This is a genomic window from Mycobacterium helveticum, assembly GCF_007714205.1.
In the GTDB taxonomy this organism is placed as follows: domain Bacteria; phylum Actinomycetota; class Actinomycetes; order Mycobacteriales; family Mycobacteriaceae; genus Mycobacterium; species Mycobacterium helveticum.
Genome location: NZ_VMQU01000013.1, coordinates 1 through 24,741, shown reverse-complemented (window position 1 = coordinate 24,741; position 24,741 = coordinate 1). Strand labels below are relative to the sequence as shown.

Here is a 24,741-nt window from a genome sequence, read left to right as displayed (position 1 = left end):
GTGATGCAGTTTTACTTGACGGTCGATCGCTGGCACTATTAGAACACGTTCTAGTCCGGTCACGACCGGATTCGTCGGAACGAAACACGACACGGAGGGGCGCATACGTGGTAGCGACCGTCACCGACGAGCAGTTCGCGGCGCGTGAGCTGGTGCGCGACTGGGCCCGCAATGCGAGCTCGGGTCCGGGCGGGACTGCGGCCATCCGCGCCGTCGAGCAGGGTAGCGCCGACGCGTGGCGGCCGGTGTTCGCGGGCCTGGCCGACCTCGGCATCTTCGGCGTGGCCGTCGCCGAGGAATGCGGGGGCGCGGGCGGCGGCATCGAGGACCTGTGCGCGATGGTCGAGGAGGCGGCCAAGGCGCTGGTGCCCGGGCCGGTCGCCACCACCGCGCTGGCCACTGTGGTGTTGTCCGAGGCGGCCCCGGACAACGACATGCTGGCCGCGCTGGCCTCCGGTGACCGCTTCGCGGGGCTGGCGCTGCACGGTGACGTGCGGTTGGACGGCGAGCGCGCGTCGGGCACGCTGCCGTGGGCCCTCGGCGCCGCCGCGGGCGGCGTGGTGTTGCTCCCGGCCGCGGACACGTGGCTGCTGCTCGACACCGGCGGTGACGGCGTGCGAATCGAGCCGCTGCGGGCCACCGACTTCTCCCGGCCGCTGGCGCGGCTCGTGCTGGCGTCGGCGCCGGTCACCGTGCTCGAAGCGCCCCGGGGCCGCGTCCGCGAGCTGGCCGCGACCGTCCTGGCCGCCGAACTGGCCGGCGTGACCCGCTGGTCGCTGGACACCGCGGTCGCCTATGCGAAGGTGCGCGAGCAGTTCGGCAAGCCGATCGGCAGCTTCCAGGCCGTCAAGCACCTGTGCGCGGAGATGCTGTGCCGCGCCGAGCAGGCCGAGGTGGCCGCCGCCGACGCCGCGCGCGCCGCCGGGGACCCCGATCGGGCCCAGTTCTCGATCGCGGCGGCCGTCGCGGCCGGCGAGGGTATTGCCGCCGCGACGGCGAACGTCAGGGACTGCATCCAGGTGCTCGGCGGCATCGGCTGCACCTGGGAGCACGATGCGCACCTGTACCTGCGCCGGGCCCACGCCACCGGGCGCTTCCTGGGCGGCGCCGAACACTGGCTGCGCCGCATCACCGAACTGACCCAGGGCGGGGTGCGCCGCCGGCTGGGGATCGACCTCACCGACGTCGAGGGTCTGCGGCCGGAGATCGCCGCGGCCGTCGCCGAGGTCGCCGCGCTGCCCTCCGACCGGCGCCAGGTGGCGTTGGCCGAGGCGGGCCTGCAGGCACCGCACTGGCCGGCGCCCTATGGGCGCGGCGCGTCCCCGGCCGAACAACTGCTGATCGACCAGGAGATGGCGGCGGCCGGCGTGGTCCGCCCGGACCTGGTGATCGGGTGGTGGGCGGCGCCGACGATCCTCGAGCACGGCACGCAGGCGCAGATCGAACGCTTCGTGCCCGCCACGACGCGCGGCGAAGTCCTCTGGTGCCAACTGTTTTCCGAGCCGGGCGCCGGATCGGACCTGGCCTCGTTGCGCACCAAGGCGGTGCGCGCACCGGACTCCCGGAGCGGCTGGTTGCTGACCGGGCAGAAGGTGTGGACGTCGGCGGCGCACAAGGCGCACTGGGGCGTGTGCCTGGCGCGTACCGACCCGGACGCCCCGAAACACCAGGGCATCACCTACTTCCTCGTGGACATGAAATCGCCGGGCATCCAGATCCGGCCGCTGCGCGAGATCACCGGTGACTCGCTGTTCAACGAGGTGTTCCTGGACAACGTGTTCGTGCCCGACGAGCTCGTGGTCGGCGCCGTGAACGACGGCTGGCGGCTGGCCCGCACCACGCTGGCCAACGAGCGGGTCGCCATGGCCACCGGCACCGCCCTGGGCAACCCGATGGAAGAGCTCCTCGGGGTGCTGGCCGAGCTCGATCTCGACGCGGCCCGGCAGGACCGGCTGGCGCGGCTCATCGTGCTGGCCCAGACGGGTTCGCTGCTGGACCAGCGGATCGCCCAGCTCGCCGTGGGCGGCCAGGACCCCGGGGCCCAGTCCAGCGTGCGCAAGCTGATCGGGGTGCGCTACCGGCAGGCGCTGGCCGAATACATGATGGATGTGAGCGAGGGCGGCGGCCTGGTCCACAACCAGGCGGTGTTCGACTTCCTCAACACCCGCTGCCTCACCATTGCCGGCGGCACCGAGCAGATCCTGCTCACCGTCGCCGCCGAGCGGCTGCTGGGCCTGCCGCGCTGACGGGGAGGGCCTTTCGGCCATGCGGCCCGGGACTCGTGGCTGCTGACGGCGGGCGGCGGCGTCCACCGACGGGCGGTCCGCTAGGAGAACATCGTCTGCGCGCAGGTGCTGGGCGAGGTGATGTTGACCCCGGGGTAGACGACCTGCACGTGGGTGCAGACGATGACGCTGACGTCGGTCCTGGGTTGGCCGGTCGACCAGTCGGTGGAGTCGATGCGGCCGGTCGTCTGGTACTTGTCCGGCGGGCCCTCGCCGAAGTAGACGTCGGTGATCTCGTCGGTGCCCATGGCCTTCATGACCCGCTCGTTCTGGCCGTTGGCGTGCGCGTCGAGGTAGGCCATCCGGTTCGGGGACCGGATCTCGGTGGTCTGGCGGGCCCACAGTCCGGGCGGGAAGCCGGTGACACCGTCGGGCGTGCGCATGTCGGCGCCGGCGGTGAAGTCGCAATGCCCGTCGGACTTGAAGCAGTTGAGGAAGGTGTGCGTCTCGAGCTGGTTGGGGCCGTCCAGGGGGAACAGGGTGGTGGCCGTGTTGCTCGCCGCGTCGGCGGGCGGGGCGGGCGCGAGCGCGGCGCCGACGACTGCCAATCCCGCCACCAGCCACTTCATGTGCTCCCCTTCCCGGGTTGCCGATTTCAGGGTGAATCTAACTCCGCGACTACTCGTCGTAGGTGACTTCCACCGAATCGGATTCGGGATGGGACTGGCAGGCCAGGATGAGTCCCTCGTCGAGATCCTGCTGCTCCAGGACGTCGTTGACCTCCATCGTGACCCTGCCCTTGCGCAGGGTGCAGGCGCAGGCGCCGCAGTGGCCCTCCCGGCAGGAGAACGGGGCGTCCAGACCGCCGGCGAGCAACACGTCGAGCAGCTTGGCGTTGCGCGGCCACGACAGGGTGTGCGTGTGGCCGTCGAGTTGCACCACGGCGGTGGCCGGCGGCTCCCCGTCGCCGGAGCCCTCGCCGCCGTCGTCCAGCTTGACCGCGGCGAACGGGTCGGAGTCCAGCGACCTGAACACCTCGATGTGGATCTGCCGCGCGGGCACGTGCAGTGCCTCCAGGGCCGCACGCGCCGCGTCCATGAACGGGCCCGGTCCGCAGATGAACGCGGGCCGGTCGGTGAAGGGGGCGGCGATCTTCGCCAGCGCGGCCGCACCGGGCAGCCCCTGCAGCGTTTCGAGCCAGTGCACCACCGTGAGCCGGTCGGGATACTTGCCGGCCAGTTCGCGCAGCGCGGCGGCGAAGATCACCGAGCGCTCGTCGCGGTTGGCGTAGACGAGCGTGACCTGCCCGCTGCCCTCGGCGAGGGCGGACTTGCAGATCGACATGATCGGCGTGATGCCGCTGCCGGCGGCCAGCAGCAGGAAGTCGTCGTCGAGCGTCCGGGGAACGAAGTCCCCCCACGGCGCCAGGACGTGGATCCGCATGCCTTTGTGGGCGTGGTCGCACAGCCAGTTGGACGCGTATCCCTGCGCGGTCCGTTTGACGGTGACCGCCGGCGCGTCGTCGGTGAACGGCGAGCTGCACAGCGAGTAGCAACGGGCCACCGAGCCGGTGCGGTCGCTGGGGACGCGCAGCGTCAGAAACTGGCCGGGCGCGTAGCGCAGCCGCTCCGGCGGGATGCTCGAGCCCTCGGGCACCGCGAACACCAGTGACCGCGCATCGCCGGTCTCCTCGACGACGTCGGCGATCTGCAGCTCGAGGACATGGTCACCGAGTGGCTCGTCGAGATTGGCCTCGGGCACGACCCATCCTCCCTCTCGTCACAACTAGAACATGTTACAGAAAAGTGGATTCGCATCGCTACCAGCCGCAGGAATACCCCGCTCGACACGAATCGGAACGTGTTCTAGTCTCTGGTGTAAGTCCACTGCGTAGGTTTTGGCTCAGGAGGCACCCCAAGTGACGTCCATTCAACAGCGTGATGCGCAGGCGGTCTTGGCCGGCATCGATGATCTGCTGCCGCGGATTCGGGAGCGCGCGCAGGCGACGGAGGGTCTGCGGCGGTTGCCCGCCGAGACGGTGCAGGAGCTTCAGGAGGTCGGTTTCTTCACGCTGTTGCAGCCCGAGCAGTGGGGCGGGCTGCAGTGCGATCCCGTGATGTTCTACGAGGCGGTCCGGCGGTTGGCGAGTGCGTGCGGTTCCACCGGTTGGGTGAGCTCGATCATCGGCGTGCACAACTGGCATCTGGCGCTGTTCGACCAGCGGGCCCAGGAGGAGGTGTGGGGTGACGACCCGAACGTGCGGGTGTCGTCGTCGTACGCGCCGATGGGCGCCGGTGTGGTGACCGAGGGCGGGTATGTGGTCAACGGCTCGTGGAACTGGTCGTCGGGGTGTGACCACGCGACGTGGGCCTTCCTGGGCGGGCCGGTGATCAAGGACGGCCGGCCGGTGGACTTCGGCAGCTTTTTGATCCCGATCAGCGACTACCGCATCGACGACGTGTGGCGTGTCGTCGGGTTGCGCGGCACCGGCAGCAACACGGTGGTGGTCAAGGATGTCTTCGTGCCGCGGCACCGGTTCCTGTCGTACCGGGCGATGAACGACGGCACCGCCGGGGGATATGAGACCAACACCGCCGCGGTGTACAGGATGCCGTGGGGCACCATGCATCCCACCACCATTTCGGCGCCGATCGTGGGCATGGCCTACGGCGCCTATGACGCGCACGTGCAGCATCAGGGCAAGCGGGTGCGGGCGGCGTTCGCCGGGGAGAAGGCCAAGGACGACCCGTTCGCGAAGGTGCGCATCGCCGAGGCGGCCAGCGACATCGACGCGGCCTGGCGGCAGTTGATCGGCAACGTGGGCGACGAGTACGCGTTGTTGGCCGCGGGCAAGGAGATCCCGTTCGAGCTGCGTGCCCGCGCGCGGCGTGACCAGGTGCGCGCCACCGGCCGCTCGATCGCCTCGATCGACCGGCTGTTCGAGGCCTCCGGTGCCACCGCGCTGGCCGATGACGCTCCGATCCAGCGGTTCTGGCGTGACGCCCACGCCGGGCGGGTGCACGCCGCCAACGACCCCGAGCGGGCGTACGTGATCTTCGGCAACAACGAGTTCGGGTTGCCCCCCGGCGACACCATGGTCTAGGACATGACGGTCACGGGGGAGTTGACGTTCGAGTCCACGTCGCGCTTCGTCGACGTGGATGTGGATGGGCCGCTGCGGCTGCACAACCACGAGGCCGGCTTGTCTTTCAAGGGCAACGACCAGACCGTGGCCCGGGAGAACCTCGGGGCGGTCCTGATCGGGGCGCCCGAGGACCGCGTCAATCCGCTGGACGGCGCGCTGGTCGCGCTGAAGACGATTCCGCGTGCGCAACTGCACGTCTTCGGCCAGTGTGGGCACGGGGCGCAGGTGGAGAAGTTCGACGAGTTCAACAAGCTGACCGTTGATCTCCTGGGAGGCGCGTGATGAGCATCCGATCGCTGGGCTATCTGCGCATCGGGGCCACCGACATGGCGGCCTGGCGCGAGTACGGCCTCAAAGTCCTCGGCATGGTCGAGGGCAGCGGCGCAGGCGAGGGAGCGCTGTATCTGCGCATGGACGATTTCCCCGCCCGGCTGGTGATCGTGCCCGCCGACCAGGACCGGCTGCTGGAAGCCGGCTGGGAGTGCGCGAACGCCGAGGGCCTGCAGGAGATCCGCAACCGGCTCGACGTGGAGGGCGTGCCCTACAAGGAGGCCACGGCCGCAGAGCTGGCGGACCGCCGGGTGGCCGAGATGATCCGGTTCTCCGATCCGTCCGGCAACTGCCTGGAGGTGTTCCACGGCGCCGCCCTGGAGCACCGCCGGGTGGTCAGCCCGTACGGCCACCGGTTCGTCACCGGGGAGCAGGGGCTGGGGCACGTGGTGCTGTCCACCCGCGACGACGACGAGGCGTTGCACTTCTACCGCGACGTGCTCGGCTTCACGCTGCGCGACTCGATGCGGATGCCGCCGCAGGTGGTGGGCCGGCCCGCCGACGGGGCGCCGGCCTGGCTGCGCTTCTTCGGCTGCAACCCGCGCCACCACAGCCTGGCCTTCCTGCCGCTGCCGACGCCGAGCGGCATCGTGCACCTGATGATGGAGGTCCGGAACGCCGACGACGTGGGCCTGTGCCTGGACCGGGCCCTGCGCCGCAAGGTGCCCATGTCGGCGACCCTGGGTCGCCATGTCAACGACCTGATGCTGTCGTTCTACATGAAGACACCCGGCGGCTTCGACATCGAGTTCGGTTGCGAGGGAAGGCAGGTCGACGACCGCGACTGGGTCGCCCGGGAAAGCACCGCGGTGAGCCTGTGGGGTCACGACTTCACGGTCGGGATGAGCGGCTGACCCGGGGGCTGATTGTGGCGGATTCCATCGATCCACGCGCCTTCCGGCAGGTGCTGGGCCAGTTCTGCACCGGCATCACCATCATCACCACGGTGCACGACGAGGTCCCGGTCGGCTTCGCCTGCCAGTCCTTTGCCGCGCTGTCACTGGACCCGCCGCTGGTGCTGTTCTGCCCGACCAAGGTGTCGCGGTCCTTTCAGGCCATCGAGGCCAGCGGCCGGTTCTGCGTCAACGTGCTGACCGAGAAGCAAAAGCACGTCTCGGCCCGGTTCGGGTCCAAAGAGCCGGACAAGTTTGCCGGGATCGACTGGCAGCCTTCGGAACTCGGCTCGCCGATCATCGGCGGATCACTGGCCCACATCGACTGCACGGTGGCGTCGGTGCACGACGGCGGCGACCACTTCGTGGTGTTCGGCGCGGTCCGGTCGCTGTCGGAGGCGCCCACCGTCAAGCCGCGGCCGCTGCTGTTCTACCGCGGCGAATACACCGGCATCGAACCCGACAAGACGACTCCGGCCCAATGGCGTGACGACCTGGAAGCGTTCCTCACCACCACCACCCGGGACACCTGGCTCTAGCCGGAGCGGTCGGCTGCGCGGGCGTACGCTTGGCAGCGACATCGGCACGGGCAAAGGATTGGGGCAGTGCGCGTTCGGCGTTTCGGTGAACTCGAGGCGGTCGTCATGGACCGCGTGTGGAGCAGCGGCGAGGTCGTGACCGTCCGCGAGATCTTCGACGACTTGGCGCGCGACCGGCAGATCGCCTACACCACCGTCATGTCCACCATGGACAACCTGCACCGCAAGGGCTGGCTGCAGCGGGAACGGGCGGGGAGGGCTTTTCGCTACTGGCCCACCATGACCCGCGAGGAGCATTCGGCCACCCTGATGCGGGATGCCTACGCCGCCGGCGGCAATTCGGACCTGGTGCTGGCGCATTTCCTCAAACAGATGGACGAGCGGGAGTCGTTGCGAGTCCGCGACTTTCTGCGGCGCATCGTCGACGACGGGCCCGGATCGTGAATGCCGCCCTGTTGCTGCTGGGGTACGCGTGCGTGCTGAACTGGCTCGGGCCGCACCTGCTGCGGCGGGTGACCGGCACCGGCGCGCACCCCCGGCTGGCGCTGGCGTCCTGGCTGGCGGTGGTGGTCGCCGCCCTCGGCGCATGGTTCGCCGCGCTGGCCGTGCTGGGCGTCGCGGCGGCGCAAAGCATGTGGCGGCGCGGGGAACTGACCCTGTGTCTGAAGGCGTTGGGCGTCACCGGCGGCCTGGGGTTGCCGCGCGCGCTCGCCTCGGCGCTCGCCGCCGGTCTCTGGGTGGCCGGTGTGGCGGCCACCGTCGTCGTCGGCTGGCGTATCGGCCGCCAGTTGCGGCGGCAACGAGCGCGCAGCCGGCTGCACGCGTCGGCCGCCCGGGTGGTCGGGATCCCCGGTGACCGGCCCGGCGTCGTCGTGGTTGCGGCGCCGCAGCCGGCGGCCTACTGCGTGACGGACCGGCCGCACTCCATCGTCGTGGTCACCACCGCGGCGCTGGGCCGGCTCGACGAGCCGCAGTTGGCCGCGGTGCTGGCCCACGAGAACGCCCACCTGGCCGGGCGCCACCATGATGTCCTCATGGTGCTGCGGGCGATCGCCGCGGGCCTGCCGCGGTCGGCGTTGTTCTCCGCGGCCGCCGGGGTCGCGGCGGACCTGCTCGAGATGTGCGCCGACGACACCGCGGTGCGGGTGCACGGGAAGATGCCGTTGTTGCGCGGACTGCTGGCTCTCAGCGGTGACTCCCCGGCAATGGCGCCGGCGGCGTTGGGCGCCTCGGGCACCGCGACCCTGGCCCGTGCCGCGCGCCTGGCGACCCCGGTGTCTCGCGGCATTTGGTGGCGGGAGCTCGTGTCGCTCTGCACGGCAATATGTTTCGCCGTTTTCAGCCCTGTGGTGGTGGGGCTGGCCTGCCGGCTGTGACGGCGCCGTCGTCGGCGTCTTGCCGGCCGGCGCGCCGTCGGGACAGGGCCTGCCGGCCCACCCCGGCGGCGATGAACGCCACGCCCACGGCCAGCAGCAACCATGGGCTCAGTCCGTTGGCCCAGTCCGCCAGCCGGCTCGCCACGTTGCCGGCGGCCCGGACCACGGGGTCGTCGGTGTCGGCATCGGTGAAATAGAGCCGGATTTCGTAGTAGCCGTAGTAGGCCACATACAGGCCGGTGAGCAGCACGACGACGCCGGCGATCCGGCCGACGAAGGGCAGCACACGACGAAAGGCCGCGGTGGCCGACGAGCCGGCCAGCGCCACGGCCAGCGCCGCGACCCCCACCATGATGGTCATGCCGGCGGCATAGGCAAGGAAGGCCAGCACGCCCGAGAGCACCGAGCCCTGGTCGAACGTCATGCTGATCACGGCGAGAAACGGTGCGATCGTGCACGACAGCGATGCGATCGCATAGCCCACGCCGTAGCCGTACATCGATCCCAGCCGCCCGGTCGGCGTGCCCCCGAGGCGCGTGGGGAGGACGACACTGACGTCCTTGCCGGCCACCAGCGGAATCCCCACGCCGACGAGCAGCAGCCCGACGACCACGGTGGCGAACGGCAGGTACCTCTGCGCCGAGGCGATCACGGGGGAGATGACCAGACCGAAGGTGCCGAACACCGTCAGGAAGCCCAGCGACATGCCGGCGGTGGCCCCGGCCGCGCGAAGCAGGGCCGCCGGGCGTGAGGTGTCGTGGCTGCCGGCGATCACCAACCCCAGGTAACCGGGAAGGAAGGCGAAGCCGCAGGGGTTGAGCGCGGCCACCAGCCCGGCGCCCAGTGCAAAGCTGAGCGCGGCGGTGTCGATCACCGGTTGGCCAACCCGTTGACCCGCTCGCTCAATTGGGGTTCGGAGAGCTGGCTTTTGACGACGTCGACGGTGCCGTCGGCGCCGACGAACGCCCACGCGGGTTGCCGGGTGATGCCGAACTTGGCCCACACCGCCCCGTCCGTGTCGGCCAATTGGGTGAGTCCCGCGAGGTGGTATTTGTCGACGAAGGTCTGCATCGACGACACCTGGTCGCGCGCCGCCACCCCGACGAACGTCACGCGCGGGTTCGCCGCAGCAACCTTGGCGAGGGCGGGCGCCTCCTGCCGGCACTTCGGGCACCAGGGCGCCCAGAACCACAGCACCGCCGGCTTCCCGGCGAGACTTTCTCCGGAAAACGTCTGTCCCCCCAGCGTTTTCGCGGAAAACCGCAGCTGCGCCGGGACGGCGGTAGGCTGCCCGGCGGCAGCGTGCGAGGACGCGGCGGGGGCGTTTGTCGCTCCGGATTGCTTTTCCGGGGAGCCGCAGGCCGCGATGACCGTCGCGACGGCGACGGCGACGAGCAGGGCGGCCGGAAGGCGTGGCATGAAGGAGTCCTTCCCGTCGAGGGTGTGGGGACGGATGATGCCAACATACTACCTACGTACCTAGATAGTATGTGGCCGGCTCCGGTACGCGCCGCCGATGCGGAGGTCTGCGAAAGGCATTGCGCGCCGCTGATACTCATATCCCAGACGCGCCGACGCCGCCGGGCTACCGGTCAAAGACCGGCCGGGAGAACGTCAATGCGGGCCAACCGCGTTCGGCGGCTTCCTTGCGTAAACCGCGGCCCGGGTTGACCACGCTGGGGTGGCCCACCGCCTCCAGCATCGGTAAGTCGGTGATCGAGTCGGAATAGCCGTAGCAGTGTTCGAGCCGGTAGCTCTCACGGGCTGCCAGCTCGCGTATCGCTTGCACCTTGCGTTCGCCGTAACAGTGGAACGCGACCTCGCCCGTGTACCTGCCCTTCTCGACCACCAGTCGGGTCGCCATCGCATGGGTAGCGCCCAGCGTACGGGCGATCGGTTCGACGATGTCTTCGCCCGATGCCGAGACGACGACCACGTCGCGACCGGAGCGTTTGTGTGCGGCGATCAGGTCGGCGGCTTCGGTGAACACCAACGGCGCCACGATGTCGTGCAGCCTCTCATTGACGATCGACCGGACCTGCGCCACATCCCAACCGGTGCACATGTTGGCCATGTGGGTGCGCATCCGATCCAACGGGTCATGTTTGGCGCCGGAGAGCAAGAAGATGAGCTCGGCGCAGCCCGACTTGAGCACAGCGCGGGCGTTGAGCAGTCCCTGATCGTAAAACGGTTTGCTGAATACCAGTGTGCTGGACTTGGCGATGATGGTCTTGTCCAGGTCGAAGAATGCGGCGGTGCGTGCGGCGGGGGTGGGCGCCGCGTGCAGGGAGGTTTGCTGCGGCACGGCCCGGTCGGGGACGTTCACCGGGCCAGCATAGGTCGGCGGCCCGACGGGGCGGCGATGTTCCGCGGAAATGCCGCTGGGATACCTGCAGGGGCCTGATGGGATCCAATATCCTGGGAACACGCCAATACAGTTGCGGCCCAAAGCTTTATCGGCGCGCCCTATGCTTCCAGACGGCCGTGGTCCTCCGCAATGATCTGCTTGGTGAGGTCGTCCAACCACACCTGTATGCCGGTGCAGACCCGCTCGGCGAGGGCGGCCAGTGATCGGTCTGCGACAACGATGATCGAGAGATTGCCGTTGTGCGCCGACCCGATCAACCCCAGGGCTTTCGTGCCGCCGGGGAGGGCCGCGAGCAGGCACTGATCGAGGCGGCCACCGAGACCGCTGATGCCGTCGGGTGGGCCATTGAGCAATGTTGCGGTGACATTCCACTTCATCGGCCAGGTCTGGACCGCCCCTCCCTTGCCGAGCATGGAACGGATCGCGGGTTCGTCAGAGTCGAGGGCGTGTCGTAGCCGGTCGGTGATCGAGCGGAGAAGTTCGAGCGGGTGCTGCGGCGAAAGGGGTGCTGCGATGACCAGGTTGCTCGTCTGCGTAGAAGAGTTGACGCCAACGTGGTCCGTGCCCTGCCGCAGGCTCTTGGGCACCCCGATTTTCAGAGGTGCGCTCAGCGGGCTGTCCTGGGCCGCCAGCGCTTCCTCGAGGGCATGGGCCACGGCCGCCAGATACACGGTGTTCACCGTCGCTCGTGGGGTGCTTTCAGCCAGGGCGCGGAGTTCGGCGAGCGGTCGCGAAGTCGTGCGGAAGACCCACTCGCCGCTCGCGGGCCGGTTGATCGCGGCCGGCCTGTACGGGTGCCGGAGTTCCCGACCCACCAGCCCCGCCAGCCGGGTCAGATCGCGCGCCGCGGTCGTCACGCGGTGACGCGAACGCAGCGCCGCGAGCGTGTTCCTGGACCCCCACGCGACACCGCGGCCCCGCCGCGCCAAGCCTTGCCGGACGAGTTGGTGCATCGGCGGGGCGCAGACCTTGGGGCGACCCGCCTGGGGCGGCGCCGTGAATTCGATGTCGAGCAGCGCCATGCCGAAGAGCGCGACGCATGCTTGCCCATCGCCCAGGACGTGATGGGCCTGGACGACGATGGCCCACTTGCCGTCGTCGAAGCCTTCGACGACGTAGACCCGCCACGGTGGGCGCCGCAGGTCGAGTGGTCCCAGTGCGTCCTCGACCGCGTGCATCAGCTCCGGGAATTCGCCCCCGCAAACACGTCTGCTCTGCAGGTGATAATCCAGATCCAAGTGCGCCGCGTCGAACCACGCGGGCGGGGCCAACTTCAGCGGAGTGGTGACTACGTGCTGCATCAGTCGGGGAATAGAGGCCGTGCGGGCATCGAGGCGCGCCCGCACCTGGTCGAACACGGGTTCGGAGTCGTCGGCGGGGCGGTCGACAAAGCAGATCGCGATGAGTTCGCTTTGGGTGTTCCCGCCACGGAAAAAGGCATGGGCGTCTCTCGGATTGAGGTAGTCGGGCGTGTTGCGATGTTCACCCATGTCGGTTCCTCGCCGTCATCCGTGCTGCCGTTCCGGTGAACGGTTTGTCCTTATTGACCCAAAACAACGTTCGTGCATCCGAAACTACGCGAATCCGGGCTGTGAGGTGCCCGTGGAGTTCCTGTGAGGTCGGCGTCGGACCCGGCCGGTGCCCGGCAGCCGAGCCCGTCATCCGGGCGTTAGTGGTGTGCCACCCCTATCCCGCGGTGGCCGGCGCGATGTTGTCGAAAGCCCCTCATCGGGCTGGTCTCGGCCCGGCGATCGGCTTACCGGAGTTTCCGACCTTGCGGACCGCACCGTCTCCGGCATGGCCACTGCTCATGGTGGATGTCATGGTGGATGCTTACAGGGTTTGCGGAGGTCCGCCCTATAGCTTTGCTGGCGTATACCTTTGCCGGCGTATCTTTGCGGGAACCGGACATGGTGTCGTGCACACCGGCGCGAAGCCGGCGACGGCTGAAAGGGGTCCGGATGCAGTCCGAGCAACGTCTGCGCGAGGAGCTGGCAGGCGTGCTGAGGGATGCAGGTCTGGGGCAGATCGACGCCCCCGATATCCTCGACTTCGATTTTGAGGAGCAGCTCGGGCTGGGCAGCATCGAACTCGCCGATCTGTTGATCCGGGTTGGTAGTGCCTACGCGGTGGAGTTGCCTTCGGACGGGGTCGGCAGGTTCCGCCGGCCGCGTGATGTCCTCGAGGCGGTCGAGCAGGCGCTCGGCGGCGACGCCGCGGCGACCGGCCGCCCGGCCATCGCGCGGCTGCCGCAGGCATCGACCCGGGCAGCGTCGATATCGAACCTGTCCGACACGCTGCCCGAGGCGTCGACGCTGCTTGATCTGCTACGTTTCCGCGCCGAAAAGGACGGCCGGCATCCCCACCTGAAGTTCCTCACCGCGGATGGGCACGTGAGTGTGCTGACCTTCGGCGAACTCTGGGACCGCGCAAGGCGCGCAGCCGCGGGCATGGCAAGTCTTGGCTTGGTAACCGGAGAGAGGGTCGCGGTTTTAGCGCTGACGGGGCCCGACTTCTTCGTCGCCTTCGTGGGTGTGCTGTGTGCGGGCGGGGTTCCCGTACCGATCTATCCGCCCGTGCGACTCGACGACCTGGACGGCTACGTCCGGCGGCAGAGCCGGATCCTGCGAAGTGCCGGGGCAGCCTTCATCGTCTCAGACCCGCAGTTCAAGGCGGCAGCGGAGCTGCTGTGTACGGCCACCCCGTCACTGCGGGAATCCGCGACGGTGGACTCCCTCACCAACGGCGGTGCGGGATTCTTCTGTGTCGAGTCGCCCCCGGAGCTCGGGCTTATCCAATACACGTCCGGAAGTACGGGAGACCCCAAGGGCGTGGCGCTGACCCACGCCAATCTGCTGGCGAACATCCAGGCGATCAGCGAGACCGCTGTTCGCGCCGGCCTCCGCCCCTCGGATGTCGCGGTGTCCTGGATGCCCCTGTATCACGACTTCGGGCTCATCGGGACCTGGATGGGGGTAGGGATCTGCGCAGGCCTCACGATCGTGATGATGTCGCCGGTAGATTTCCTGACCAGGCCTGCGTCGTGGCTGTGGGCCATCGACAGGTTCCGGGCGAACGCCGTCGCGACCACGACGTTCGCGCTCAACCATGTCACGCGGCGGGTCTCGGACGATCAGCTCGCAGGAATCGACCTTTCCAGCGTCAAGTTCGCGGCGCTGGGGGCGGAACCCATCCGGGTCAGCGCCATCGACGATTTCTGCCGCCGCTTCGAGCCCTACGGCTTCCGTCGGAGCGCGTTCACGCCTGCCTACGGACTTGCAGAAACGTGCGTTGCGGTGACGTTCGCGCTCGGTGGGCCGAAGGGACCGCGGGTGGACAATGTCGACGCGGATCGGCTGGCATTGGACCGTCGTGCCGTGCCCGCGGGCCCCGGAGCGCGGGTACGCAGCCTGGTCTCCGTCGGCACGCCGATCGGTGGTCAGCAGGTCCGGGTGGTCGGGGCGACGGATCCGGGGCATGGGCCGGTAGCGGAGCGCCACGAGGGCCGTGTGCTGATCCGGGGGAAGTCTGTGATGGCCGGCTATTTCGGCCGACCGGAAGCCACCGCGGCGGTTCGGATCGGTGACTGGCTTGACACCGGCGACCTGGGCTACCTGGCCGACGGGGAACTGTTCATCACCGGACGCGTCAAGGACCTCATCATCAAGGCGGGCCGCAACTACCACCCGCAGGACATCGAGCACGCCGTCGGCGAGTTGCCCGGGGTGCGCAAGGGGTGCGTGGTCGCGTTCGGCGAAGACATGGCGGACCAGGGCGACGGGGTAGAGGGGGGCGAAGGGATAGTGGTGGTCGCCGAAACCGTGACCGCCGTTGCAGGGCACGACGAACTCAAAGCCTTGATCCGGGCGGCGGTTGTCGAAACGACGGGCACATCGGTCGACGATGTCGTGCTGGCACCGCGTGGCAGCGTGCTCAAAACGTCCAGCGGCAAGCTGCGACGCCAAGAGACCCGTCAGGCTTATCGGGACGGAACCTTGGGCAAGGGCACAGCGGGACGGTGGCGGCTGGCCGCGACGATGGCCCGGTTGGGCTGGCACCGAGCGCGGACGTCAGCCGACCGGTGTCGCCAGAGGGTCGTCGGTGCCTACATCGCGGGCATGGCGATGTTGCTCGTGCTGCTCTCCGCCGGCTCGACGGTGTGGCTTCGGGGCCGGGCCACCGCGTGGCGCTCCGCTCGGCACACAATCGCGCTGTTGTTCGCCGCGACCGGGATGTCGTTCCGGCGCACCGGTGTCCCGCTCCCGGACGGGCAGGCGCTCTACGTCAGCAATCACCCCACCGACATGGATCCCCTCCTCCTCGTGAGTGCGTTCGAGCGGCCGGTTTCGATGACCGGTAAGGGGCGGCTGTTCAACGGTTTGTTCGGGGTGGTCGCGGGGCGTCTCGGCGTCATAGCCCTCGACCCGGGCTCGTTGGAGTCCTCGCTGGCGTCATACGGGCGAATGCAGGCGCTGCTGGAAGAGGGTGAATCGATCCACATATTCCCGGAGGGTGAACGTCGCGACGCCCCGGGCATCTACCCTTTCCGGCTCGGCGCGTTCAAGCTGGCCGCAAGTGCGGGGATCCCGATCGTCCCGTTGGCCCTGAAGGGCCCCCGGGAGGTGATGCGGGGGCGGCCATACCGGCCCGCCGCGTTGGAGGTCGAGGTGCTTCCCGCTGTCCGGCTCGAGTGCGACCCCTCCGATTTGGCGGCGCTGGCGAAAGGGCGGGCGGAGATTCGGCGCATGATCGCCGACGCGACCGGAGAGCCGCTCCTCGACGTCCGCGGCTTCACGAAGCCGGCTGTCAGGGACTCCGTCGCCACCCGATTCACCACCTGGGGCGGCCGGAGAGGGACCCGGTCGCGTTAGGGGAACGCGACCGGGGCCTGCGGCCCGCCGAAGGCGATGCACGAGATCGAGCGAGCCGCCACCGGTACTTCCGGACAACAGGTCACGTAGCCGGAAATGCGACATGCGGCGGGCGGTCGGCAGGGGCCGTTCGCCGCATGATCCGGTCAGCTCCGGCCGCGCTGCCACCAGCGTTGCCCGGGCTCCTTCGGGTGACCCGGGCACCACTGCGCCGCCGGTACGGTCCGGCGGACCTGTTCCACGTGCGCTCCGCACCCGGACCACGTTGTTTTTCCGCAGGTGCGGCATTTGACGGGGTGGCACATCAGCGGGGGGCCTCCTCGAGTGTCGGCGGGCCCTGGACGGGCCGTTGCAGGGTGGCGAATTCGGGTGTCTGGGCGGCGACGAGCACCGCGTCGAGCAGGCGGACGCCGTGCTCGTGGCCGGGGATGCGCGTCATGACAGGGCCGTGGAATCCGCGGCCGTCCACCGCGATGATGGGGCTGCCGGCGGAGCCGCCGAGTGCGTCCTGGCTGGCCTGGTGGGCACGCTCGACCTCCTCGTCGAGGCCGCTGTCCTCGAGCGCCTCGCACAGTGACTCCTCGAGGCCGCACGCGCCGAGGATCTCCTCGATCTCGCCGGCGGTCATCTCCTCGTCCTGCACGTGGATGCGGGTGCCCAGGGCGTCGTACAGCCGGGCGAACCCGTCCGGGCCGTGCTTGCCGGCGACCGCCGCGAACAGCCGGCCCAACCGCCGTGACTTTTCCATCATGCGCTTTTGCTTGTCCTGCAGGTCTTTGCCCTCGTTGAGAACGGCCAGGTTCATCTGCCGCAGGGTGACCGGGGTGTGGGTGGTGTGCGCGGCGTCCAGCAGCCAGCGCGAGGTGACCCAGGAGAACGGGCATACCGGATCGAGATAGAGGTCGACGTCAGGCATGTCCCGATAATACCCCCACGGGTATCAGCTGTCGAAGCGGTCCGCCGGTGCCGGCAGCAGAATGGCTCCATGACTCTGGACCTGCACGGGTACTTCGACCGCATCGGCTATCGGGGCCCTGCCGAGCCGGGCCTGCAGGTGCTGCAGGAGCTGGTGACCGCCCACACGCGGGCGATCCCGTTCGAAAACCTCGATCCGTTGCTGGGGATGCCCGTCGACGACCTGAGCGCGGCGGCCCTCTACGACAAGCTGGTCCGCCGGCGGCGCGGCGGCTACTGCTACGAGCAGAACGGGCTGATGGGATACGTGCTGGCCGAACTCGGCTTCCGGGTGCGGCGCCTGGGCGCCCGGGTGGTGTGGATGCGCCCGCCCGATGCGCCGTACCCGACGCGCACGCACACGCTGCTGGCGGTGCGGTTCCCGGGCGCCCGCGGGCCCTATCTTGTCGACGTCGGCTTCGGCGGCCAGACGCCGACCTCGCCGCTGCGCATGGAGACCGGCGGCGTGCAGCAGACCGCGCACGAGCCGTACCGGCTTCAGGACCGTGGCGACGGGCTGTTGTTGCAGGCCATGGTCCGCGACGCATGGCAACCGCTCTACGAGTTCGGCACGCGGACCGAGCCGGATGTCGACCTGCAGGTGGGCAGCTGGTTCGTCTCGACGCACCCGTCGTCGATCTTCGTGACCGGGCTGATGGCCGCGCTGGTCACCGACGACGGCCGGCTGAGCCTGGCCGGTCGCGAGCTCACCTGGCACCGGGCCGACGGCAGCGAGAAGATCGAACTACCCGACGCGGCCGCCGTCGTCGACGCCCTGCGCGACCGGTTCGGCATCGACGTGGCCGGCGTCGGCGACCGGTCCGCTCTTGAGGCGCGCCTGCGCGGGCTTCTCGACTAGCGCGCCGCAAGCCAGGGGCCGATGCGCCGCAGCGCCTCGTCGATGTCGGCGGTGGGCCCGGCGAACGACAGCCGGACGAACGCGTTGCCGCGCGCGGTGTCGAAGTCGATGCCCGGCGCGATCGCAACGCCGGTGTCGCTCAGCAACTTCGAGCAGAACCCGAGCGAGTCGTCGGTGAAGCCCGAGACGTCGGCGTACACGTAGAACGCACCGTCGGTGGGGGCCAGCCGGTCGAGCCCGATTCGGCGCAGCCCGTCGAGCAGCCGCGACCGGTTGATCGCGTACTGCCGCAGGTGGCCGTCGGCCTCGGCGATCGCCTCCGGGGTGAACGCGGCGACCGCGGCGATCTGCGACAGCACCGGCGGGCAGATCGTGAAGTTGCCGGCGAGGCAGTCCACCGCGCGCCGCAACTCGGGCGGCACCAGCAACCAGCCCAGCCGCCAGCCCGTCATCGCGAAGTACTTGGAAAAGCTGTTGACCACCAGAGCATTTCGCGACGTCTGCCATGCGGAGCTGGTCTGCGGCGCCCCGTCGTAGACCAGGCCGTGGTAAACCTCGTCGCTGATCAGCCGGGCGCCGGAGGCCTCGCACCAGGACGCGATCGCGGCCAGTTCGTCCGGCGGGATGACCGTGCCGGTCGGGTTGGCCGGGCTGGCGACGATCACGCCCTGCACCGGCGGGTCGAGCTCGGCGAGCATCCGTGCGGTGGGCTGGAAGCGGGTCTGCGGCCCGCAGGGGATGTCCACCACCTCACAGCCCAACGCCGACAGAATGTTTCGGTAACAGGGATACCCGGGACTGGCCAGCGCCACCCGGTCGCCGACGTCGAAACACGACAGGAAGGCGAGCAGAAACCCACCCGACGAGCCCGTGGTGACGACGACCGCGTCGGGCTCCACCTCGATTCCGTGCCGGCGCCGGTAGTCCGCGGCGATCGCGGCACGCAGTTTGGGCAGCCCCAACGCCACGGTGTAGCCGAGCTGGTTGAGGTGCAGGGCGGCGGCCGCGGCCGCACGCACCGGCTCGGGCGCGCCCACGCCGGGTTGGCCGGCGGACAGGTTGACCAGGTCGCCGTGGCTGCGCTGGCGCGCTGCGGCGGCGAGCCACACGTCCATCACATAGAACGGCGGGATGCCGGCGCGCAGCGAGACGTGGCCGTTCACGGGGTCGTCAGCACCTCGGATTCCAGTCGGCGCAGCAGCTCTCGCGTCGGGGCCAGCAGGTGCGCGGCGCCGTGCGCGCGCTTGAAGTACAGGTGCATGTCGTGTTCCCAGGTGATGGCGATGCCGCCGTGCAGCTGGATTCCCTCCCCGGCCACGGCGCACAGCGTCTCGGTGGCGGCCAGCCGCGCGGTGGCGGCGTTGGCCGGGCCGGGGTCGGTGCAGGCGTCGGAGACCACCGCCTTGGCCGCGGACACGGCGACGTAGAGGTTGGCCATCCGATGCTTGAGCGCCTGAAAGCTGCCGATCGGCCGGCCGAACTGGACGCGGTTCTTGGTGTACTCGACGGTCAGCTCCAGGCAGCGTTCGGCGGCGCCGATCTGCTCGGCGGCCAGCAGGATGGCCGCGGCGTCGGCCAGGCCGGGGTCGGGGCCGATGCCTTCGGTCTGCTCGGGCCGGATCCGGCCCAGGCGGCGGGTGGGATCCAGGGTGGCGACGGGCGCGGCGCTGAATCGCGTCCACCGGCTCAGCTGCCCGTCGGCCACCGCCACGACGACGTCGGCGACGTCGCCGTTGACCACGTAGTCGGCGTCGAGGACCACCGCGCCGATCGAGCTGCCTTCGGCGAGGCGTTCCAGCGCGTCGGTGTCCGGCTCGGGCGCGGCCAGCAGCGCCAGCTCGGCCAGCGTGGTGCCCAGCAGCGGCGAGGGCGCCAGGGTCCGACCCAGCTCCTGCAAAACCGTTGCCGCGTCTGCCAACTCGCCGCCAGCGCCACCCAGGTCCTCGGGTATCACCAGTGCGGCGGCGCCGACCTGCTCGCACAGCAGCCGCCACAGCGACGGGTCGTAGCCCCGTTCGGACTCCATCGCGGCGCGCACCGCCGGCGGCGTCGCGTGCTTGGCGACCAGCGCGGCCACGCTCTGCCGCAGCATCTCCCGTTCTTTCGTGATGGTCATAACGCCTCCAGCACCCGCCGTCGATGCGCCTCCGGGGTACCCCAGGCCGAGCGCAATGCCTGCACCCGCAGCAGCCACTGCGACAGGTCGTGCTCCTGGGTGAAGCCGATGGCGCCGTGGGTCTGCAGCGCCGAGCGCGCCGCCAGCAGTCCCGCCTCGGCGGCAGCGGCTTTGGCCGCGCTGACCTCGCGGGGCGCCAGCGACAGGGCCGCGCCGTACACCAGTGGGCGGGCCAGCTCGACCGCGATGTGCACGTCGGCGAGCTTGTGCTTGATCGCCTGGTAGGAGCCGATCACCCGGCCGAACTGGGTCCGCTGCTTGGCGTAGTCGACCGCGGCGTGCAGCAGCGCCTCGGCGGCACCGACGAGTTGGGCGGCGGTGGCCAGCACCCCGAACTCGTAGGCGCGCGGGATGTCTGCCTGCCAGACCTCGCCGGTCGCCGCCACGTCGTAGAGGCGCCGGCTGGGATCGACGGACTCGTGCTGTCGGCCGGGTTCGGCCGCGCTCACGCCGTTCTCGGTGGCCAGCAGCACCAGCCCGGCCGCCCCGGCGTCCACGGCGCGCGGCTGGTGCGGCAGCAGCGCCGCGGTGGCGATCAGCTCGCCGGACGCCAGCTGAGCGCAGCGGTCAGCTTGGCCTTCAGTGGCCAGCAAAACCGGTGCCACGGCGATCGATTCGGCCACCGGTCCGGGCACGCACCAGCGCCCGAGGCGTTCCAGCGCGACCACCAGGTCCACCGGATGGGCGTCCAGGCCGTCGAACCGCTCCGGCACGGCAAGCGCGGTGACGCCGAGTTCGGCCAGTCGTTGCCACACCTTGCGCCCGGGCGCGACATCGCCCGCGGACCACGCCCGCACCGCGGCCGGCAGGTCCGCGGCGCCCAGCGCCGCGTCGATGCTGGCCGCGAAGTCCCGCTGCTGTTGGTCGAGCGCGAATCTCACTTCCTGCCCCCCGACTTCTCGCGAGGCAGGCCCAGCAGCCGCTCGGAGATGATGTTGCGCTGAATCTCGTTGGTGCCGGCGTAGATCGGGCCGCCCAGCGCGAACAGCAGGCCGTCGGTCCAGGGCCCCGCGAGCTCGCCGTCGGCCGCCAGGAGGTCGAGCGCGGTCTGGTGTATGGACACGTCGAGGTCGGACCAGAACACCTTGGTCACCGAGGATTCCGCGCCCAGTTCGCCGCCGGCGGCGAGCCTGGTCACCGTGCCGAAGGTCTGCAGCCGGTAGGCCTGCGCGTCGATCCACGCGTCGGCGACCCGCTCGGCGAGCGCCGGTGGGGACCCGAGGTCCTTCCACAGCCGCACCAACCGCTCGGCCGCCGCCATGAAACGCGCCGGGCTGCGCAGCGACATCCCGCGTTCGTTGCCGGCGGTGCTCATCGCCGCGCGCCAGCCGTCGCCGGGGGTGCCGATCACGTCGGCGTCGGGCACGAAGACGTCGTCGAGGAAGATCTCCCCGAAGCCGGTGTCGCCGCCGAGTTGGGCGATCGGGCGCACGGTGACGCCGTCGGCCCTGAGGTCGAACATGACATACGTCAGCCCGTGATGCCGCTCGGCGGTGGGGTCGGACCGGAACAGCCCGAACCCCATCTCGGCGAACGGTGCCCGCGAGCTCCAGATCTTCTGTCCGCCCAGCAGCCAGCCGCCGTCGGTCCGGGTCGCGGTGGACCGCAAGGACGCCAAATCACTGCCGGATTCGGGCTCCGACCACGCCTGCGCCCAGATCTGTTCGCCGCTGGCCATTTTCGGAAGGATGCGGTCCAGCTGCTCGGAGGTTCCGTGCGCGAACAGCGTCGGGGCCAGCATCGAGGTGCCGTTGGCGCTGGCCCGGCCGGGCGCCCCGGCGCGGAAGTACTCCTCCTCGAACACCACCCAGTGCAGCAGCGGCGCGTCGCGGCCGCCGTACTTCTGCGGCCAGGTGATCACCGACAGGCCGGCGTCGAAGAGCACCCGGTCCCAGCGCCGGTGCTGGGCGAAGCCCTCGGCGTTGTCGTAGGACCTCGTCGGGATCGAATCGGCGTTGTCTGCCAAGAACTTCCGCACCTCGGCCGCAAAGGCCAGTGTCTCGTCGTCCAGGTCCAGGTCCATCAGGCCAGCTCCCGCAGTTGTGATTTGACCACCTTGCCGCCCGCGTTGCGCGGCAGCGTGTCGACGAACCGCACCGACCGTGGGGCCTTGAAGTTCGCCAGATGTTCACGGCTGTAGGCGATCACCGACTCCTCGTCGAGCTCGGCGCCGGGCCGGGTCACCAGGAATGCACGCCCGACCTCGCCGAGGCGCTCGTCGGGAACCCCGATCACCGCGGCGTCGGCCACCCCCGGCATCCGGGCGAGCACCTGCTCGACCTCGGCGGGATAGACGTTGAAACCGCCGCAGATGTACATGTCCTTCAGCCGGTCGGTGATGCGCAGGTTGCCGGCCCGGTCGAGGGCGCCGATGTCGCCGGTGTGCAGCCAGCCGTCGGGGTCGATGGCGGCGGCGGTGGCCGCCGCGTCGTCGAGGTAGCCCAGCATCACGTTGGGTCCGCGCAACAGCACTTCGCCGGACTCCGATCCGGCCGCGGCGTCGATGCGCAGCTCGAAGCCGGCGAACGGGCGGCCGCACGTGGTGGCCACGGTGACCGCGTCGTCGTCGGCGCGGCACATGGTGCCCATGCCGTTGGCCTCGGTCAGCCCATAGGCGGTCAGCACGATGTCGATGTCGAGCTCGGTCTGCATGCGCTCCACCAGCACGACGGGCACGGTGGCCGCCCCGGTCACCGCGAACCGCAGCGAGCTCAGGTCGTAGTCGCCGCGCGCCGGATGGTCCAGCAGCATCTGGTAGATGGTGGGCGGACCGGGCAGCACGGTGATGCGCCTGCGCTCGATGGCCTGCAGGGCGGCCAGCGGGTCGAACGTGACGTGCGGGATCAGCGTCGCGCCGGTCTGCAGGCAGGCCAGGATGCCGGCCTTGTAGCCGAAGTTGTGGAAGAACGGGTTGATGCACAGGTAGCGGTCGTCGCTGGTGATCTTGCCGTTGGCCGCCCATGACGCCGACGCCGACAACGACTGGCGGTGCGCGCACAACACGCCCTTGCTGCGCCCGGTGGTCCCGGAGGTGAACAGGATGTCGCTGACGTCGTCGGGCCGGACCGCGGCGGCGGTGGCGCTCACGGCGGCGGCATCGGTGCCGTGGGCCACGAAGTCGTCCCAGGTGCCGTCTGCCGCTTCCATCGGGATCCGGACGACGTGGCGCAGCGCGGGCAGCGCGCCCCGGTCCAGCGCGGCGGCCCGGTCCGCGCCCAGGAACCGGCCCATCGCGAACAACACCGGCGCGCGCGTGCGGCCCAGGATGTCGGTGGCCTCCTCGGCGGTGTAGCGGGTGTTCAGCGGCACCATGGCGGCACCGGCGTGGTGGATCGCCAGGCAGGCCACCACCCAGTGCCAGGTGTTCGGCGACCAGATGGCCACCCGGTCGCCGGGCCGGACGCCCAGCGCGATCAGGGCGGCGGCGGCGCGGTGCACCTCGTCGCGCAGCGCGGCGGCCGTGAACGACCGGTCGTCGGTGATCAGGGCCGGGTGGTCGGGGAGCCGGAGCGCCAAACGATCGAGCGCCGCGGGCACCGTGCGCGGATCGTTGGTCATCGGATGCTCCTCGGTGTCCGGTCCGCGGCGCGCGGCACCGGCGGCCTAACAAAGCAAGTGCTTGGTAGGTTAGCCTACAGGGCATGCAGGACGTCGAGGAGTTCCGGGCGGAGGTCCGCGGTTGGCTCGCCGACAATCTGGTCGGCGAATTCGCAGCTCTCAAGGGTCTGGGCGGCCCGGGCAGCGAGCACGAGGCGTTCGAGGAACGGCGCGCCTGGAACCAGCATCTCGCCAAGGCCGGCCTGACCTGCCTCGGCTGGCCGGTCGAACACGGCGGCCGGGGGCTCTCCACCGCGCACCGGGTGGCGTTCTACGAGGAGTACGCCCGCGCCGACGCCCCGGACAAGGTCAACCACTTCGGCGAGGAACTGCTCGGTCCGACGCTGATCGCGTTCGGGACCCCCGAGCAGCGGCAGCGGTTCCTGCCGCGCATCCTCGACGTCACCGAGCTGTGGTGCCAGGGATATTCGGAACCGGGCGCGGGCAGCGACCTGGCCAACGTGGCCACCACCGCCGAACTCGACGGCGGCCAGTGGGTGATCAACGGCCAGAAGGTGTGGACGTCTCTGGCGCACCTGTCGCAGTGGTGCTTCGTGCTCGCGCGCACCGAGAAGGGCTCCAAGCGGCACGCCGGTCTGTCGTACCTGCTGGTGCCGCTGGACCAGCCGGGCGTACAGGTCCGGCCGATCGTCCAGATCACCGGCACCGCGGAGTTCAACGAGGTGTTCTTCGACGACGCGCGCACCGACGCCTCGATGGTGGTCGGCGAGCCGGGTGACGGCTGGCGGGTCGCGATGGGAACGCTGACGTTCGAGCGCGGGGTGTCCACCCTCGGGCAGCAGATCGTCTATGCCCGAGAGCTTTCCAATCTTGCCGAGCTCGCGCAGCGCAACGGCGCAGCCGAGGACCCGTTCATCCGGGAGCGCCTGACCCGGGCGTGGACCGGGCTGCGGGCCATGCGTTCGTACGCGCTGGCCACCATGGACGTTGAGCAGCCCGGCCAGGACAGCGTGTCGAAGTTGTTGTGGGCCAACTGGCATCGCGCCCTGGGCGAGCTGGCGATGGACGTGGTCGGCAGGTCTTCGGTGATTTTGGCTGACGGCGAGTTCGACGAATGGCAGCGGCTGTTCCTGTTCACCCGCGCCGACACCATCTACGGCGGGTCCAACGAGATTCAGCGCAACATCATCGCCGAGCGGGTGCTCGGCCTGCCCCGAGAGGTGAAGGGATGACGCTGTCCGAAGCGCCGAAAGAGATTGCCGGACACGGGCTTCTGGACGGCAAGGTGGTGATCGTCACCGCCGCCGCCGGCACCGGCATCGGTTCGGCGACCGCGCGGCGGGCGTTGGCCGAGGGTGCCGACGTGGGGGTGAGCGGGGACCCCCCCCCCCCGGGGGGGGGGGCCCCCCGCGCCGGGGGGGGGGGGGGGGGGAGGGGGGGGGGGGGG

20 protein-coding genes and 3 pseudogenes are annotated in these 24,741 nt (G+C 70.0%); 11 read left to right on the top strand and 12 right to left on the bottom strand.

From position 1 onward, the window contains the following. Positions 1-107: 107 nt before the first annotated feature. Complete coding sequence (locus FPZ47_RS04965; RefSeq protein ID WP_144946628.1) at positions 108-2,246, top strand: acyl-CoA dehydrogenase family protein; 2,139 nt, start codon at positions 108-110, stop codon at positions 2,244-2,246. An 80-nt stretch (positions 2,247-2,326) separates the two neighbouring features. On the opposite strand, the gene FPZ47_RS04960 is transcribed toward FPZ47_RS04965, so the two are convergent. Next, complete coding sequence (locus FPZ47_RS04960) at positions 2,327-2,854, bottom strand: hypothetical protein (RefSeq protein ID WP_144946625.1); 528 nt, start codon at positions 2,852-2,854, stop codon at positions 2,327-2,329. A gap of 49 nt (positions 2,855-2,903) precedes the next feature. After that, the gene (locus tag FPZ47_RS04955) at positions 2,904-3,986 is read right to left on the bottom strand and encodes a ferredoxin--NADP reductase (RefSeq protein ID WP_145039338.1); all 1,083 of its coding nucleotides are present in this window, start codon (positions 3,984-3,986) and stop codon (positions 2,904-2,906) included. A 157-nt stretch (positions 3,987-4,143) separates the two neighbouring features. Here FPZ47_RS04955 and hsaA point away from each other — a divergent pair, with 157 nt between their 5' ends. The 6 genes and pseudogenes from hsaA to FPZ47_RS04925 all read left to right on the top strand — a co-directional run bounded on the left by hsaA (position 4,144) and on the right by FPZ47_RS04925 (position 8,508). Beyond that, positions 4,144-5,328, top strand: coding sequence for a 3-hydroxy-9,10-secoandrosta-1,3,5(10)-triene-9,17-dione monooxygenase oxygenase subunit (gene hsaA, locus FPZ47_RS04950; protein ID WP_144946619.1), 1,185 nt, complete (start codon positions 4,144-4,146; stop codon positions 5,326-5,328). Positions 5,329-5,424: 96 nt separating this feature from the next. Next, positions 5,425-5,652, top strand: a pseudogene (locus tag FPZ47_RS04945) (alpha/beta fold hydrolase); the annotation flags it as partial. Further along, positions 5,652-6,554: an iron-dependent extradiol dioxygenase HsaC gene (gene hsaC / locus FPZ47_RS04940; protein WP_144946616.1), complete on the top strand. Its 903-nt coding sequence runs from the start codon at positions 5,652-5,654 to the stop codon at positions 6,552-6,554. The pseudogene FPZ47_RS04945 and the gene hsaC, both read left to right, overlap by 1 nt. A 14-nt stretch (positions 6,555-6,568) precedes the next feature. Next, entirely contained in the window at positions 6,569-7,132 is a 564-nt protein-coding gene (gene hsaB, locus FPZ47_RS04935) for a 3-hydroxy-9,10-secoandrosta-1,3,5(10)-triene-9,17-dione monooxygenase reductase subunit (RefSeq protein WP_144946613.1), read from the top strand. Positions 7,133-7,198: 66 nt separating this feature from the next. Continuing rightward, positions 7,199-7,576: a BlaI/MecI/CopY family transcriptional regulator gene (locus FPZ47_RS04930; protein WP_144946611.1), complete on the top strand. Its 378-nt coding sequence runs from the start codon at positions 7,199-7,201 to the stop codon at positions 7,574-7,576. After that, complete coding sequence (locus FPZ47_RS04925) at positions 7,573-8,508, top strand: M56 family metallopeptidase (RefSeq protein ID WP_144946609.1); 936 nt, start codon at positions 7,573-7,575, stop codon at positions 8,506-8,508. Before FPZ47_RS04930 ends, FPZ47_RS04925 begins: the two co-directional genes overlap by 4 nt. Here FPZ47_RS04925 and FPZ47_RS04920 read toward each other — a convergent pair. From FPZ47_RS04920 to FPZ47_RS04905, 4 genes and pseudogenes are all read right to left on the bottom strand, one after another. Then, a complete protein-coding gene (locus FPZ47_RS04920; protein ID WP_144946608.1) occupies positions 8,471-9,382 on the bottom strand; it encodes a cytochrome c biogenesis CcdA family protein in 912 nt (303 codons plus the stop codon). The genes FPZ47_RS04925 and FPZ47_RS04920 overlap by 38 nt on opposite strands. Continuing rightward, positions 9,379-9,927: a redoxin domain-containing protein gene (locus tag FPZ47_RS04915; protein ID WP_144946606.1), complete on the bottom strand. Its 549-nt coding sequence runs from the start codon at positions 9,925-9,927 to the stop codon at positions 9,379-9,381. Before FPZ47_RS04915 ends, FPZ47_RS04920 begins: the two co-directional genes overlap by 4 nt. Positions 9,928-10,105: 178 nt before the next feature. Further along, positions 10,106-10,834: pseudogene (locus FPZ47_RS04910) on the bottom strand (HAD-IB family hydrolase); the annotation flags it as partial. 140 nt (positions 10,835-10,974) lie between these two features. Further along, complete coding sequence (locus FPZ47_RS04905; protein ID WP_144946602.1) at positions 10,975-12,366, bottom strand: wax ester/triacylglycerol synthase domain-containing protein; 1,392 nt, start codon at positions 12,364-12,366, stop codon at positions 10,975-10,977. Positions 12,367-12,837: 471 nt separating this feature from the next. Between FPZ47_RS04905 and FPZ47_RS04900 the strand changes: the two genes are divergently transcribed. After that, positions 12,838-15,747, top strand: a complete 2,910-nt coding sequence (locus tag FPZ47_RS04900; RefSeq protein WP_144946600.1) for an AMP-binding protein — start codon at positions 12,838-12,840, stop codon at positions 15,745-15,747. A gap of 304 nt (positions 15,748-16,051) precedes the next feature. Here FPZ47_RS04900 and FPZ47_RS04895 read toward each other — a convergent pair whose 3' ends face one another. Continuing rightward, positions 16,052-16,663: a mycothiol-dependent nitroreductase Rv2466c family protein gene (locus tag FPZ47_RS04895; protein ID WP_144946598.1), complete on the bottom strand. Its 612-nt coding sequence runs from the start codon at positions 16,661-16,663 to the stop codon at positions 16,052-16,054. 69 nt (positions 16,664-16,732) lie between these two features. Between FPZ47_RS04895 and FPZ47_RS04890 the strand changes: the two genes are divergently transcribed. After that, positions 16,733-17,560 carry an arylamine N-acetyltransferase family protein gene (locus FPZ47_RS04890; RefSeq protein ID WP_144946590.1) on the top strand — a complete coding sequence of 276 codons (828 nt, stop codon included), beginning with the start codon at positions 16,733-16,735 and terminating at the stop codon, positions 17,558-17,560. On the opposite strand, the gene FPZ47_RS04885 is transcribed toward FPZ47_RS04890, so the two are convergent. The 5 genes from FPZ47_RS04885 to fadD3 are packed head-to-tail and all read right to left on the bottom strand — an operon-like array spanning position 17,557 to position 23,294. Next, the gene (locus FPZ47_RS04885) at positions 17,557-18,675 is read right to left on the bottom strand and encodes a pyridoxal phosphate-dependent aminotransferase (RefSeq protein ID WP_425461730.1); all 1,119 of its coding nucleotides are present in this window, start codon (positions 18,673-18,675) and stop codon (positions 17,557-17,559) included. The genes FPZ47_RS04890 and FPZ47_RS04885 overlap by 4 nt on opposite strands. A 44-nt stretch (positions 18,676-18,719) precedes the next feature. Continuing rightward, a complete protein-coding gene (gene ipdE2 / locus FPZ47_RS04880) occupies positions 18,720-19,676 on the bottom strand; it encodes an acyl-CoA dehydrogenase IpdE2 (protein ID WP_144946584.1) in 957 nt (318 codons plus the stop codon). Then, on the bottom strand, positions 19,673-20,617 hold the full coding sequence (locus FPZ47_RS04875; protein ID WP_144946581.1) for an acyl-CoA dehydrogenase family protein: 945 nt from the start codon (positions 20,615-20,617) through the stop codon (positions 19,673-19,675). The genes ipdE2 and FPZ47_RS04875 overlap by 4 nt, the downstream gene beginning before the upstream one ends. Beyond that, positions 20,614-21,759, bottom strand: coding sequence for an acyl-CoA dehydrogenase family protein (locus FPZ47_RS04870; RefSeq protein ID WP_144946578.1), 1,146 nt, complete (start codon positions 21,757-21,759; stop codon positions 20,614-20,616). The genes FPZ47_RS04875 and FPZ47_RS04870 overlap by 4 nt, the downstream gene beginning before the upstream one ends. Next, entirely contained in the window at positions 21,759-23,294 is a 1,536-nt protein-coding gene (gene fadD3, locus FPZ47_RS04865; RefSeq protein ID WP_144946575.1) for a 3-((3aS,4S,7aS)-7a-methyl-1,5-dioxo-octahydro-1H-inden-4-yl)propanoate--CoA ligase FadD3, read from the bottom strand. The genes FPZ47_RS04870 and fadD3 overlap by 1 nt, the downstream gene beginning before the upstream one ends. An 83-nt stretch (positions 23,295-23,377) precedes the next feature. Between fadD3 and ipdE1 the strand changes: the two genes are divergently transcribed. Next, positions 23,378-24,526 carry an acyl-CoA dehydrogenase IpdE1 gene (gene ipdE1 / locus FPZ47_RS04860; RefSeq protein WP_144946572.1) on the top strand — a complete coding sequence of 383 codons (1,149 nt, stop codon included), beginning with the start codon at positions 23,378-23,380 and terminating at the stop codon, positions 24,524-24,526. Next, positions 24,523-24,741: pseudogene (locus tag FPZ47_RS04855) on the top strand (hypothetical protein); the annotation flags it as partial. The gene ipdE1 and the pseudogene FPZ47_RS04855, both read left to right, overlap by 4 nt.